The following is a 13434-nucleotide window of genomic DNA, read 5'->3' on the forward strand; positions in this document are numbered from 1 at the left end:
CCATATATATCACAATGTGATGTATATGGTGCGAGGCGAAAAATCGAGGTGGAACGCGTATCGAGTCTCGAGCGTTGTGCGCGGAGCGATTCGCCCTTTCGCTTATAGCCGGGTGTTGCCCTCCTCGTCCCCGTTCGGCGCGCCTACGCGACGCACCGAGCGGTTCGCACGCGCGACCGATGTCCCCTGAGTGCTAGAGGTGGCGCCCGATTGCGCCCGGGCGGGAGGCGTCGCGCGTGCGCCCAGTTGAGCAAGCTCCACCGCTTGGAGATCGAACGAACGTCCGTTGCGCGCCGCGAATGCGGTTTCGCCGAGCGCACTGCCCCAGCCTGCGCCTGCCAACGCCAACGACAATCCGCTCAGTGCATACGACGCCCATGCGGGTGGCTCCTTGCCGAGCGCCGCAGCGATTTGCGTCGAGACGCCTTGCATGCTCGCGGCGACTGCCAGCGTCGAGCGGGCCACGGCGAATCGCGCGCTCGCGGCCGATGCGGTACCGCGCGACGTATTGGCGACCCCGCTCACCGCTCCCGAAAAGCCCTGTGCCGTGGCCGCTACACCGAAGCCGGTCGACACCCACCCGAGGATCCCGGCTGCCTGCGGGTCGCGTTCCGATAATGCCGAGGAGGCGATCGCCGTCGCGCCGCTGACGATATCGGCCGCGACCGCCCCGACCGCAAGCACGCCCGATAGCGTTGCGGAAGGCACGGTGGCGAAGGCCGCGAGACCCGCGCTGGCTTGTGCGAGCCCCGCTGAAATCGCGATGCCCGTACCGAGCGATGCAACGGCAACAGCGACGGCCACCGCTCCGATCACGATTCCGAGAATCGATTGCCAACTCAATGCGCCGGTTGGGTCGACGAGGTTGATGGGATCGCCAAGGCAGTAGGCATACCCGTTGATCCCGCCACCATGGAATGGACTCATCGAGTCCGGGCTCAAAAAACGCATTAGCGAGGGATCGTATAGGCGTGCCCCGTTGCCGAGCAGGTATCCGCCGGCCAGCACGTCGTAACGTTGTCCCTGTATGCCCAGCAAGCCGGGCAGCCCCGCCTCGAGCGGCCTAGCGCCGTAAGGCGTATAGGCGATGTCGAATGCCGTGCCGCTCGCACTCGATAGCGCAAGCCTTACCGTTTGCGCCATGTCGCCGCCGCAGAGCACGACTTGCGAAGAGGAAGCGCCGTCGCGCTGTGCCAACAGCAATTCGCCCTCGCGCAAGTACCGCCGCTGAAGCTCACCCTGGGGACCGCCCGAAAGCAGCTCGCCGATCAATTGCGTTTCTCGGTAGGCGCTGTGCGTCCGTGCGCCGTCGTCGGATTCGGCGATCGTCAGCCTATCGCGCGCATCGTAACGATAGCGACCCGGCACGCCTTCTTGCGTCCGTTCAACCTCGGTCAGCCTGCCTAACGTGTCGTATCGATATGCGCGCGAGGACGTACGCTCGAGATTGCCGTCTTGATCGTAGGCGAGCGTTTCCGTCGACGGATAGTGCGGATGCGTATGCGCGATGCCGGTCAATTGCGTCGGATCGTCGGGATTTTCATATCGATATCGCGCGACGTCTTGCCCGTCGAGGAATTCGGTCGTGATCGTCAGGATGTTGTCGCACCCGTCGTACGCATATCGTTGAGCCACGATGGCATTGCCGAACGAATCGCGCGGCGGTTGAGCGCCCTCGCATCGATAATCGACCAGTCGTCCGCGCGAGTCGTAGTTGTACGACTCGGTTCGCAACGTCACGTCGCGCGCCCGGACGGCGCGGCGCGCCAGCTTATCGGTGTTGGTATAGGTCTGCGTGATGACCGTATGTATGGTGCGATCGATCGAAAACGATCGCTCGATTTCGCGGCCGAAGTCATCGTAGCGGCACGTCACGGTCAATGCGCGATCCGATTGCATGTCCTGCGTGACGATGTGGTGGATGCGACCGTATCCGTCGTAATCGATTCGGCTGGCAAGCGTTTCGTAGGCGACCGATGCCGCTCGCCCAGCCGCATCGTATTCGGTGCGCTGCTCACGGCCGAAGCAGTCGATATACCGCAGCGGCCGCCCTTGCATCGAATGGATGTAACTGGCTTCGTATGGGCGGCCGGCATCGAGCCACGCTTCGCGCAGCAACTGGCCGAGCGGCGAGTAGGTGAACCGATGCTCGCCCTGCCCTTGCGAAGACATCGCCACGAGTTGCGCGTGACGTGGATCATAGGTGTACCGATCCTCGAGTTCGCGGGTGCTACGACGCACCGGTTTGTCGGTCAGGCGCGGCTCATAGCCGAAGTGAATCGATTCGCCTCGCGGCGTTTGCTCGATCGACGGCGCATCGAACGCGCCGTCATAGATGAAGGTCCGGCGTCGCCCGCCTACGGTACGGCTCACGCAACGATCTAGCCCGTCGAAACGCTGTTGGCCGATGACCATCGGCGCGCCGCTCGCGGGATGCAGGCGGATCTCGGTCGGCAAGTCGGCATCGCTGTGGCGCGCGTAGTCGTATTCGAGCGCAGTGCCGTCGGGTAGGCGCCGATGCGTCGTCCGCCCGAACACGTCGTAGTCGAATTCGGTCGTATAGCCGGCCGCATCGGATTCGCGTACGAGCCGGCCAAGGCCGTCGTACGCGCTGACGCTCTTGCTATAGATAGCGCCCTGGGTGTCGATTCGCTCGACCGACGTCGGTTTGTCGAATCCATTGCGCTGCGTGACGATGTGGCCCGACACGTGCCCCAAACGATCGTCGAGCCAGCAGGTTTCCGTACGGGCGATCGGATCGAATACGCGATGCTCTACGACGCCGTCACCGCGAATCGTCATGCATCGCTCGCCCCAGTCGTCGTATTCGTGACGGCTGACGAGCGCAAGCGCCGCATTCTCGAGCCAGTCGTGATTCGTTTCCTCGACGAGTTGCCCCGCCGCATCGTATCGCGCCGCATAACTGAGTCGATACGGCTCGCCCGCCGGTGCATCCGCTTGCATTTCGACGCGTATCTTTCGTTGCAGGCCGTCGTACCACGTGCGCGTCGTCAATCCGTTCGCGTCGGTCGTGGCCGCGAAGGCATCGTCGTCGGCAGCGCTCGCCAGTGCGTAATGGTAGCGGCGCGTGGCCTCGAAGGGCGTGTCGGGCGCCGTCGTTTCACTGGACACCCGCCCTAACGCGTCGTATCGATAGCGCACGTGCGCACCGCCTTCGGTCTCGACCTCTAGATCTTGCCCGTCCACGAGGGAGCGCAGCATGCGGGTGGTGCGCTGCGTATCGTCGAAGCCCGTTACCGTTTGGACGACTTCCAACGCGCCGGCATGCATCGCATACGTGAAGTGAGTTCGCGTCTTGAAGCCTTGTACCGTGACGGTCCTTGTTTTCTCGCGAGCGTGAAGGCTGGGGTCCGACGGCGTATCGTAGTAGCTCGTCTCCACCTCCCGCACCAATCGCTCGTCATCTCCGTTCGCTTCGTAAAGGCGCTCGAGCGTCTGCACGATCGCCGGCGGTGAATAGGGAAGTAGCGAAGGTATGGCGGCGTAACGATACCGCGTGACCGTCGAAGGGGCTTGTCCCGTCGTCTGCTCGGTTTGCGCCGGGATGACGCGCTTTTCCTTCATGAAGCGCACGAAGCCATGCGGATGCGGCGGACAGCCGTCCTCGCCGGCCAGGTCGTAGTAGGCGTATTGCTCCGTGACGTCCACCGCGTCTACTTGGCATAGTAGGTTGCCGTACTCGTCGAACGACGTCGTAACGACTTCTTCGCGCCGGCGTGGAAAATCGTCGTGCACCGCCCATGACGTGGAGACGCGCTGCGGGAGTTGACATTGCCTAGGCTGATCGGCGTAGGGCCGGCCGTCGAGCACATGATATTGCGTCTCTTGTCGGCGCACGTGAGCGCGTTCGCGGGTCTCCTCGCTCAACAAGAGATGAAAGCGATTGTAGGTCCTCGTGATAGTGCGCAGCACTCGCTCCGAGCTGCCCTCGCCCTCCATCCACGTTTCGACCGAGTCATACCGATAGTCTTCGAGCACCTTGCACAGATTGTCTTGGCCGTTGACCCAAACGAGACCGTTCGCGCCATAGCCGAGAAAATTGCGATTCGAATATCGATAGACCGAGCGCATGACCGGCTGCCCCGCTCGCGGCCCACGTACATGCTCGATCACATACGGCAAGTGCCCTTGCGGCGCTCCCGCGGGAAATGCGTGTCCTCGCGCCTGGTGACGAACGAGTTCGTAGCCGCCGAGCGGCGTGTCGACGCGAGAAATCAACGTATATTCGCCGAGCGTCTCATAGACGAATCGCCATGCCGCACGATTGTCGACAGGCAATCGCAATTCGGTCACTTGAGCATTGACGAGCCACATCGATAAGGTGGCGGCCTGCGGCGATCCGGGCCATACGACGATCGAGATAAGTCCGGACGCCCGAGTGATGGAGATGAGCGTGCGCGTCTCGTCGATTACCTCGCTGAGCATACGGTGGTTGCCGAAGGTGGCGTAGCGCAACGTCAGCGTGCGGCCTTCATGGGAGCGGATCGTCTCCGGCAAGTACAGGCCCGCACCGCCGCTTCGCGTCGACAACACTTCCGTCACGCCGGATTTATAGGCAATGACGAAATCGCTGCCGACTTTCTCGACGCTGAACGTGCGTAGTTTCTGATCCTCGACGACGAGCGTCGATCCCGTATCGTAGGCTCGATAGACTTCCCCGCTGGACAGGCGCAGTACCTGCGCAACGGCGTCGTAGCTCGATAAGCGCAGGCCCCAGCCGATGCCGAAGCCGCGATCGTCTGTCTGCATGGGATTGAAGGCGAGCGATGCGGACAAGGTAGGCCCCGTCAAGCCATTGGCCGCAACCGGCGGCAGCGAGAGGCTGACGGTGTAGAGTCCCGTGCGCGGATCGACACCGGTCTGCACGAAACTCAGAAAGTTGAAAGCGTTCGAATGCACGGCCGCGGCCTGTGCCGGGCCTGACGTATGGAGCGTCGTCATGGCGTCGTTTCCGAGAAAGTGGATATGGGAGGCGATTTCGAGTGCGGCGCTTATCGCCGGGCGATGAGGTGCAGCCCGCCGGTGCAGCGCGGGCCGCGCGGGAGATCAACGTCGGGTCAGGACGAGTTCGTTGCGGTTCGACGAGGATTTGAACGACACCCGTAGCGGATGATCGGTCCCGAACTCATCGCGCGCATCGACATCGCATGCGCCTTTATGAACGTTGCCCGCACTCGATTGCGCGATACCGTTCGAGCGAATCAGCACGACGATTCCGCGTCCGTCGCTTGGCATCGAAATGGGGTTATGCCGGCGATCGCTGAACGCGGCCGGAACGTTGTATTGGGCCATCGAGCTGCCCGGTGTGCCGAAACCCGTGAAGCTGAAGATTTCGCTCGCGGGATTCGTGCTTTCCCACTGGAACATGCTGGCCGGGCGAACCGTGAATTCGCGCAGCTTCACGCGGTTACCGTTGATCGAGAGTCCGCAAAAATAGTAATCGACGGTGCGCAAGTCCCAATCGTTCTCGTCGCCCACCACGCGTTGCGATTCCCAGCCGTGCTCGACCGACGTCGCGCGCTCGTCGAAGCTCGGCAACCGCTCCGGTACGGCTTCGATCGATTTCTGCACGTTATCGGCATTGGTCTTGAACACCGTCTGCGCGTCTCGGCGCACCTGCGCCCCGATCCGCTTGGGGGCGGCGTCGACCGTTTGAACGTAACGCACGACGAACGTGTACCCCTCGGCCGGGCCGATCTGACCGGGCATGCCGTCCCGCGCCCCGGGGAAAAACTCGTACTCGTTGCGAACGCTCGTCGTCCCCCACCCTGTCGCCACCGTACCGGACGCCGGTATGTCGGGCAGCACCTCGCCGCTGTTGTAATCGATCAGCCGTACGCTACGTTTTTGCTCCTCGCTCAAAGGCACGATCCGGCCGTCTTCATTGCGAGCGCGCAGTTTGACCGTGACCTCCACTTGCTGCCGTCCATTTCGGTAGAGCCGATTGCTGGGCGAGCTGACCTCGACGTCGAACGTTTCGAGCGTGGTCCACGTCGCCTCCTCCTGCCGGGTGCTCATCGTGCTGCCTCCCTGATTGGATGCTGTCGCCGCGAACGAAAGTTCGCTCGCGCCCTGGTGTCACTGCGCTACGTTGGCAGCCGTATTGGCCGGGACGTTCCACACTTTCAGGCACGAGACCTTGCCGTGAAGTTGCCCGCCTCCCGACTGTCCGCCCGACATCAGCGAATCGTGTATAAGCCTGCCGGACGGCAAGCCACGGCTTGCGTCGACGGCGGTAATGCGGATGTTGCGATTGGCGTCGCCGTTGCCCATCTTGTAGGTGGCGTAGCTCTCGTTGGTTCTGCAATCGGGGTTGTTATAGATGCCGAACTGAACGCCGTCTTGCGCCCCCGAAATCGAAAAGTAATAGTCGTCGTCGTTACTACACGAATTACTCGAATGCTTGAAGTTGACCGTTCCGTTTTGCATCGTGATTCTGCAATCCACGTGCGATTCGCCTTGCTTTCTATAAAACGTGATGACCGGGGTGGCGATCGCTTGACCGACCGTCGCAAGACAAAGACAAACTGCCATGACCTCTTTTCGCATTCTCATTCTCCTTATTGGAAAAACGCGGGACACCCGCGCAGGCAGCGCTCGTCCTCAGCCGTATCGTGCCGAGGCCGGGGTCAGTGCCGGCTTCCGCCGGAATGGGAAAGGTTTCGATGGAGCCAAGTCTAGGACACCGATTCGCCACTTCAAGGCTTTTTGGACGTCATGTCCAGATTGGATGGCATTATCGAATGCGCATAAAATGCGGGCGCTCGCATGCAATCGATATTGATCGCACGAACCCGTAGTTCTGACAGGACAGCTTCGCCGCACCCGCTGCCATACTCGTCTCAAACAGTGTCCTTCACGCCGGCCGAAACCCTCGGCCGGTATGAGTGGATTTACATCGAGGAGACGAACATGAAACTGGTTCCGCGAACCCGCGCCCCGTTGCAACACCTCTTTCCCACGCGCGTGCCGGAGGCCATCGGCGCATCGGTAGGTTCTGCTTGGCCCGTTACTTTTACCAACTACGAATTCCCCGTTCGCGGCCAGGGTACGATCTCTTTTACGTTCAAAACCGATCAGCCGTTTCGCATCGTTCTCGGTTCGGAAAAGAACCTTGACGGTACGGTGCTGGTGCTGGAAGTGGGACTGCAAAAAACCGCTTTGCGTCGCGACAATGGAACGGGGCAAGAAGGCGTGATTGCCGAGACCACGGCGAAGAAAGCGTTGCTCGATCCCGGAATTTCGATCTCCTACTGGATGAGCCTCGACTATCTGAACGCCCGCGTGCGATTCGGCAAGGGCGAGATGCTCCCGCAACTCATGGTGTTCGAGGCGCCGCTGCCCATTTCTCCGCCTAGCACGCCGGCGTTACCCGCCGGGGCGACGGCAAAGGCGCGCCGCGAAGCCTTTAAGCAAGCGGCCATCGAGGCGGCCGGCGATTACAAGAATCTCCGCTGCATCGGCCTCGCAACGCAGGCCGGAACGCCGTTGCCCGTGGCGCTCGGGCATTTGCTATGGCCGCTTCCGGTCGTGCTTGCGCCGCCGCCCGTCCTGGTGCCGAGCGATCGCATCACGCTCGATATGATCGCTCGGAACCAAGCGACCGTCGCCGCAAGCCTTCCCTCCGCTTGCCAGGTGTTGTACGGCAACGTCGCGGGACCCGCCGTCGAACTCGATACGGCCGACTTCCCCGATTTTGCCGCGGCGATCAATTACAGCATCATCACGCCGGGCTGTATCTGCTATGAGAAGTTGAAAGAGAAAGCCGGGGAATTCGGCAAGAGCGAACCGGACGAAACCTATCTGCGCATCACGATTGGGCCGAACAAGGGCGATTCGCCGGGCTCGCCGTACGTGCTCGAGATCTGGCCGGGCAATCACTACTCTCCGATCCACGATCACGGCGAGGCCTGCGCGGTCATCAAGGTACTGCACGGCGATATATGGGTCGAGCTCTACCCGGAACTAAACCCAAGCGTCACGGACTACTTTACCGAGGCGGTGTTCCACCAAGGAGAAGTCACTTACTTGACGCCCGAGTACTACCAAGTGCACAAGCTCGTGAACCGGAACCCGCCGGGCAATATGACGGCCACGATCCAGTGCTATCGGTACCCGGACAACGACACGATACATTGGGAGTACTTCGACTACATCGACGGCGATAAGATCAAGCAGTTCACGCCGAACTCGGATTGGGAATACATCGAATTTCGCGCGCTGATTCGTGCGGAGTGGGCAAAGGTCAATTGACGACTCCGTCAATCTATTGCGCATCGGTCGCACTCAAGTTGAACGAAAAACTGCCGTTAACCCTCACTGCTCCTTAAGTCCAAGGCGCAGTGAGGGCAAGCGCGCGGCGGGCTGCATCGCTTTACGCGCCATTGCCAATGGCCATTCGTTCAATGTCTGGGATTTTTAATGACTATAGCTCGTCGGCGCGGCCTCGGTATCGGCGCGCGGCTCGTCGCTTTTTCTTGCGTGCTCGTCGCGCTGATTTTTATTGCTTTTTCCTGGGCATTGACTGCGGCGGCCGGCGCCCAAGTGCGCGAACAAGTCATGAAGCGAATCGACGATAAGAATCGTTCGATCGCGCAAACGATTGCGGTCATCGATCATTCATTGTCCGCCGAAGTCGATCGCACGATGACGTTGTTCGAAAGCTTCCTTCCCGGCGGCTTCTCGCTCGACGACGTCAACAAGGTCGATATCAACGGCACAGCCGCATCGACGTTCAAAGCCGGCGATCACGTGCTGAACCTCGATTTTTCGGTCCCGGATCAGTTCCTTCAGCGCAGCGGCGCGATCGCCACCGTCTTCGCCCGCAACGGCGACGACTTCGTGCGGGTCACGACGTCGCTGAAAAAACAGGACGGTTCGCGCGCGATCGGAACGTTGCTCGATCGAAAAGGCCCCGCCTACGCACCCATGATGGCCGGCGGAACCTATACGGGTCTCGCCACCCTGTTCGGCAAGCGATATATCACGCAATACAAGAGCGTTGCCGATGCGTCGGGCCGCGTGATCGGCGCGTTGTTCGTCGGGGTGGATGTCGACGCCCAGATTCAAGCGTTGGAAGATCAAATTCGCGCGCTCAAAGTCGGCGAGACCGGCTATTACTTCGTCGTCGATGCATCGAACGGCGCCGATCGCGGCAAATTCATCGTTCAGCCGCGCGCCGGCGGCGAGCATGTCGACGACAAGAACGGCCCATATTCGCAAATGCTCGATACGAAAGAAGGCCGGATCGACTACCGCTCGGCCGATACGTCGCTTGGCGAAACGCAGGCCCGCGACAAAACGGTTTCGTTTTTGAGCGTGCCCGAATGGCAATGGCTGATCGGCGGCGTCGCCATGGAAGACGAAGTGATGTCGGAGGTCACCTCGATTCGCAATCGCTTCGCGGCGATAGCATTGGGGCTGTTGGCGATTTTCGCCCTTCTGTCTTTGATCGTCGTGCGCCGGCTTGTAAGCCGCCCGCTCGATGAAGTCGCTGCCGCGGCCGGTCGCTTGGCGGCCGGCGATCTGAGCGTGCGGCTTGGCTCCGCACACGCATCGCGCAACGATCCGCGCAGCCGCGCCGACGAAATCGGGCGCCTCGTGGGCGCCGTCGATGGGGTGGGCGAAGGGCTCGCCCGCATTGTCGCTCACGTGCGCGAGGCATGCGCGGGCGTGACTAGCGGCACTGCGCGTATCTGCGCAAGCAGCGGCGACATCGCCGCGCGCATCGCGACGCAGGCATCGAGCGTGGAGGAAACCGCCGCCAGCATGGAGGAAATCACGACCACGGTGCAGCAAAATGCGGAACATGCGGCCCGCGCGCACACGGTGGTCGATGCGGCGGCCGCCGCGGCCGCAGGAGGCGGCGATGCCGTCGAACGCGTCGTATCGACGATGAGCACGATCAACGGTTCGTCGCAGCGCATCGCGGATATCACGAGCGTGATCGAGGGCATCGCTTTCCAAACCAATATCCTCGCGCTCAACGCAGCCGTCGAAGCGGCCCGCGCGGGAGAGCACGGTAAGGGTTTCGCCGTCGTCGCCGCGGAAGTGCGGGCACTCGCTCAACGCAGCGCCGCCGCGGCCAAAGAAATCGATGCGGTGATCGCCGAGTCGACCACGATCGTGCAAGGCGGCTACCGCGTCGCGGAGGAAGCGAGCGAGGCGATGCGCGGGATTACGGCCCGCGTCAATGAAGTGCGCTCGATCATCGCCGACATTGCCGTCGCTTCGCGGCAGCAGTCAGTCGGGATCGAGCAAGTCGGTATGTCGATCGCCCAGATCGGCGAAGCGACGCAGCAAAACGCGGCGCTCCTCGACGCCGCCGCCGACGTAGCTCGCACGCTCGAAACGCAAGCGGCGGACCTCGACGGCGCCGTCTCCACATTCAAGCTTGCGCGTTAATCGATCGCCGGCCGCTGCCGGTTATACGGCGGCGGCCGTTAGTTGTCGGCGGTCCCGTAGTTCACGTACATCGACTGGATGCCCACGCGCCCGGGCCCCGTGAAGCGGTTCACGATGAAATTCACGCCCGCGCCGAAAAGACCGCTCGTGAGTCGATCGACGACCGTTTCCATCGCGACCTCGGGCGTCTTATACAGCCACCCACCCGGCTCGATATCGATTGTCTCGCCTGGAGCAAGCGCCTTCTCGAATACGTTGCCGTACCCGTGCACCCACAGCACGCCGTCGGACGTATGGCTGCGGAATTTATCGATAAAAAAACCGCTCTGCCCGAATAGCATGTTGCTAATGCCGCGGACGCGTTCGAACGTGTAATCGACGCTTGCGGTGGCCGCCAAGAATTGATGCTCGCGAACGTGGAGCTCTTCGCCCGCGGCGAGGTGGATCGGCACGATGTGCCCCGCCCCGTCTCGGCTGAAGGCGATGACACCGGGTCCGCTCGCCTCGGTCACGAACACTTGCATGCCGGCCATCATGCGCTTGACCGCGCCTTTGAGCGGCTTTAAGCCGACTCGGACGGTCGAATTTTTCCACAGCAGGATATGGTGTTCGAAATACACCGATTGCCTAGACACGTCGATCGACAGGACTGGCACGAGTTCGCCGCCGATATGGTAGGTCACCCCGCCATACGTTTCGTCGGCGGCACTTGTCGGCGCAAGCGTGGGAAGCTGGTTCATGTGCGGCCCCCTACATGTGTTTTATCGGAACGGGTATCGGCGCCATTGCGCGCCAATGCGTGATCGTACGCGCGGCTTCTACGGCAGCGCTAGACGTCGGCACGCGATACGATGCGTCTACGCTCGCAAAGCATACATTTCTTATTGTTTTGCGTTGATTTTTTCGACATCATCGACGCGTTCATTACTTCGCCGAATCCCATGACCACTCCATGGAATACAGCCCCGAACCGTCGGCGAATCAGGCCTGAGCGTATTCTTTGACTACGGTACGAAGCAGCGTCCGAAGGCGATGGGACGACGGCCCCGGCTCATCGTGGCGCAGAGTCAACGCCGCGATCGTCGGCGTGTTCGTTGCAACGGCGATCCATGGACTCGCATGGCTCGGTCTAATCGATTGGAGGCGGTCCGAGCGCGTCGTGCCTACAGCTGTCGAACGCGTGCCCTTGACGATACGGCTCCTTCCTTCCGCTCAAGCGCCGCGCGTCCAGCGGCCCGAACGCCAAATCCGGCGCGAGCTCGCGCCCAAGCCGCGAAGCGGCGAGCCGGTACGCAATCCGTCGGCGTCGAAGGCCCAATCGCCGAATGTCGGGCCCCGACTTGAGCCTGCCCATTCGAATAGCGAAGCGGTTCGGCCCAATGAGAAATCGTTCGATTGGCAGTCCGATCTGAATTCGATCACGTCGTCACGATCGATCCGATACGGAAGGGCGCGACCGGCACTCGGTGCTTCTTCGGCGGGCGCCGAAGCGGCCGCCGGCAGCGGCGAAGCGCCGCTCGCGCGCGAAATCTCGAAGTCGGCACGCGCCGATTGCCGAAACCGCTATGCCGGCATGGGACTGCTTGCCCTTCCGGCCCTCGCGTTGGATGCCGCTCGAGACGACGGCTGCCGGTGGTAGCGTAGCGTTGCTACGCTTGTCGGCTGTTCATCAAAATCGTTCGGCACGAAACGGATTTGGGTCGACGATCGTCTCCTTGCCCAACATCATTTGCGCCAGCAGCCGGCCGGTGACGGGGCCGAGCGTCAATCCATGATGCGCATGACCGAACGCGAACCACATCCCTTCTCGGCGCCGCGCCGGGCCGATGATCGGGAGCATATCGGGAGTACAAGGACGCCGCCCCATCCAAGGTTCCGCATCCAAGCGCGAGCCGAGCGGAAATAGGCCGCGCGCGATAGGCTCGACGGCGTCCAGTTGCGCCGGCGTTTTCGGCGCATCGCAGCGAGCGAGCTCGGCCCCTGTCGTCAACCGAATGCCGCGCGCCATCGGCGCCAACAAATATCCGTTTTCGACGTCGAGCACCGGGTGATTAAGGCGCGCCGGAGATTGCGCTTCGTAGTGCATGTGATAGCCGCGCTTGATACCAAGCGGCATGGGATACCCCAGCCGGGCCGCGATCGGCCCCGACCAAGGCCCCAATGCGAGCACGACCCGCTGCGATTCGATGCGGCCCTCTTGCGTTTCGACCGACCACCCTTCGCGCAGCGTGGCGGCATCGCCGAGGAATAGCCGCCCCCCGATCTTCGAAAAATGCCGGGCATAGCCCGCGACGAGCGCGCCGGGATCGCTCACGGATTCGGCGGCGGTGAACCGCAAGCCGCCTGCCAACGAATCATCGAGATCGGGCTCGAGTTGTTTCAAGCGGGCAGAATCGAGTGCTTCGAAATCGACGTCGTATTCCCTGCGCCACCGCTCGGCAACCGAGCGCTCTCGGTCGAACTTCGCATTCGTTCGGAACACCTTCATCCATCCCGACGCCCGGATCAAATCGCTCACGCCCGCTTGCGCCGCCAGCTCACGATGTTCGCTCACGCAGTGTTCGATCAGCGTCGCGTAGGAACGAGCGATCTCGGCATGCCGAGCCGGATGGGAATTGCGCCAATAACGCCAAAGGAAGGGCGCCAGTTCGCGCATGGCATCCGCGTGATAGCGTACGTCGAGCGCCTGATTGCCCGCATAGCGCAACACATCGGCGAAGGCGCGCGGAAACGCATAAGGATAGACGCCTTCTCGCTGAATCAACCCGGCATTGCCGAACGACGTCTCCATGCCTGGGGCCTTTCGGTCCACAAGTGCGACGGATAAACCGTTCTGTTGCAAATGATCGGCAACACAAACACCTACGATGCCGGCGCCCAGTACGATGGCGTCGAATTTCATTGAATGCCCTGACGTGCGGTTTGATTGCGCCTTGACGCGACGGCGCATAGATTAGCAAAGAAACGCATCGCGGCGTTACGCGACCGCCTTACCTTGATAGCCCGAAC

At 61.9% G+C, this 13434-nt stretch carries 8 protein-coding genes; 3 read left to right on the forward strand and 5 right to left on the reverse strand.

What is annotated here, in order from left to right:
• Positions 1-102: 102 nt before the first annotated feature.
• The 3 genes from AB1286_RS26400 to AB1286_RS26410 all read right to left on the reverse strand — a co-directional run bounded on the left by AB1286_RS26400 (position 103) and on the right by AB1286_RS26410 (position 6570).
• A complete protein-coding gene (locus AB1286_RS26400) occupies positions 103-4962 on the reverse strand; it encodes an RHS repeat-associated core domain-containing protein (protein WP_430366172.1) in 4860 nt (1619 codons plus the stop codon).
• A 105-nt stretch (positions 4963-5067) separates the two neighbouring features.
• Positions 5068-6039 carry a hypothetical protein gene (locus AB1286_RS26405; RefSeq protein WP_430366173.1) on the reverse strand — a complete coding sequence of 324 codons (972 nt, stop codon included), beginning with the start codon at positions 6037-6039 and terminating at the stop codon, positions 5068-5070.
• Positions 6040-6099: 60 nt separating this feature from the next.
• Entirely contained in the window at positions 6100-6570 is a 471-nt protein-coding gene (locus AB1286_RS26410; RefSeq protein ID WP_430366174.1) for a hypothetical protein, read from the reverse strand.
• Between the two features lie 363 nt (positions 6571-6933).
• On the opposite strand from AB1286_RS26410, the gene AB1286_RS26415 reads away from it, so the two are divergent.
• Both AB1286_RS26415 and AB1286_RS26420 read left to right on the forward strand, forming a co-directional pair.
• Positions 6934-8274 (forward strand): hypothetical protein, encoded by a 1341-nt coding sequence (locus AB1286_RS26415; RefSeq protein WP_430366175.1) that lies wholly within the window; start codon positions 6934-6936, stop codon positions 8272-8274.
• Between the two features lie 168 nt (positions 8275-8442).
• Complete coding sequence (locus AB1286_RS26420; protein WP_430366176.1) at positions 8443-10425, forward strand: methyl-accepting chemotaxis protein; 1983 nt, start codon at positions 8443-8445, stop codon at positions 10423-10425.
• A 38-nt stretch (positions 10426-10463) separates the two neighbouring features.
• Here AB1286_RS26420 and AB1286_RS26425 read toward each other — a convergent pair whose 3' ends face one another.
• The gene (locus AB1286_RS26425) at positions 10464-11165 is read right to left on the reverse strand and encodes an AIM24 family protein (RefSeq protein ID WP_430366177.1); all 702 of its coding nucleotides are present in this window, start codon (positions 11163-11165) and stop codon (positions 10464-10466) included.
• Positions 11166-11584: 419 nt separating this feature from the next.
• Here AB1286_RS26425 and AB1286_RS26430 point away from each other — a divergent pair, with 419 nt between their 5' ends.
• The gene (locus tag AB1286_RS26430) at positions 11585-12064 is read left to right on the forward strand and encodes a hypothetical protein (RefSeq protein ID WP_430366178.1); all 480 of its coding nucleotides are present in this window, start codon (positions 11585-11587) and stop codon (positions 12062-12064) included.
• Positions 12065-12094: 30 nt separating this feature from the next.
• On the opposite strand, the gene AB1286_RS26435 is transcribed toward AB1286_RS26430, so the two are convergent.
• Positions 12095-13327 carry an NAD(P)/FAD-dependent oxidoreductase gene (locus tag AB1286_RS26435; protein ID WP_430366179.1) on the reverse strand — a complete coding sequence of 411 codons (1233 nt, stop codon included), beginning with the start codon at positions 13325-13327 and terminating at the stop codon, positions 12095-12097.
• Positions 13328-13434 lie beyond the last annotated feature (107 nt).

It is taken from the genome of Trinickia sp. NRRL B-1857, assembly GCF_050470685.1.
GTDB lineage: Bacteria > Pseudomonadota > Gammaproteobacteria > Burkholderiales > Burkholderiaceae > Trinickia.

Bases quoted from the DNA above. Each gene is read 5' to 3' on its own strand.
- AB1286_RS26435 (WP_430366179.1), bottom strand. From the start codon at position 13,327: ATGAAATTCGACGCCATCGTACTGGGCGCCGGCATCGTAGGTGTTTGT.
- AB1286_RS26415 (WP_430366175.1), top strand. From the start codon at position 6,934: ATGAAACTGGTTCCGCGAACCCGCGCCCCGTTGCAACACCTCTTTCCC.
- AB1286_RS26405 (WP_430366173.1), bottom strand. From the start codon at position 6,039: ATGAGCACCCGGCAGGAGGAGGCGACGTGGACCACGCTCGAAACGTTC.
- AB1286_RS26410 (WP_430366174.1), bottom strand. From the start codon at position 6,570: ATGCGAAAAGAGGTCATGGCAGTTTGTCTTTGTCTTGCGACGGTCGGT.
- AB1286_RS26425 (WP_430366177.1), bottom strand. From the start codon at position 11,165: ATGAACCAGCTTCCCACGCTTGCGCCGACAAGTGCCGCCGACGAAACG.
- AB1286_RS26400 (WP_430366172.1), bottom strand. From the start codon at position 4,962: ATGACGACGCTCCATACGTCAGGCCCGGCACAGGCCGCGGCCGTGCAT.
- AB1286_RS26420 (WP_430366176.1), top strand. From the start codon at position 8,443: ATGACTATAGCTCGTCGGCGCGGCCTCGGTATCGGCGCGCGGCTCGTC.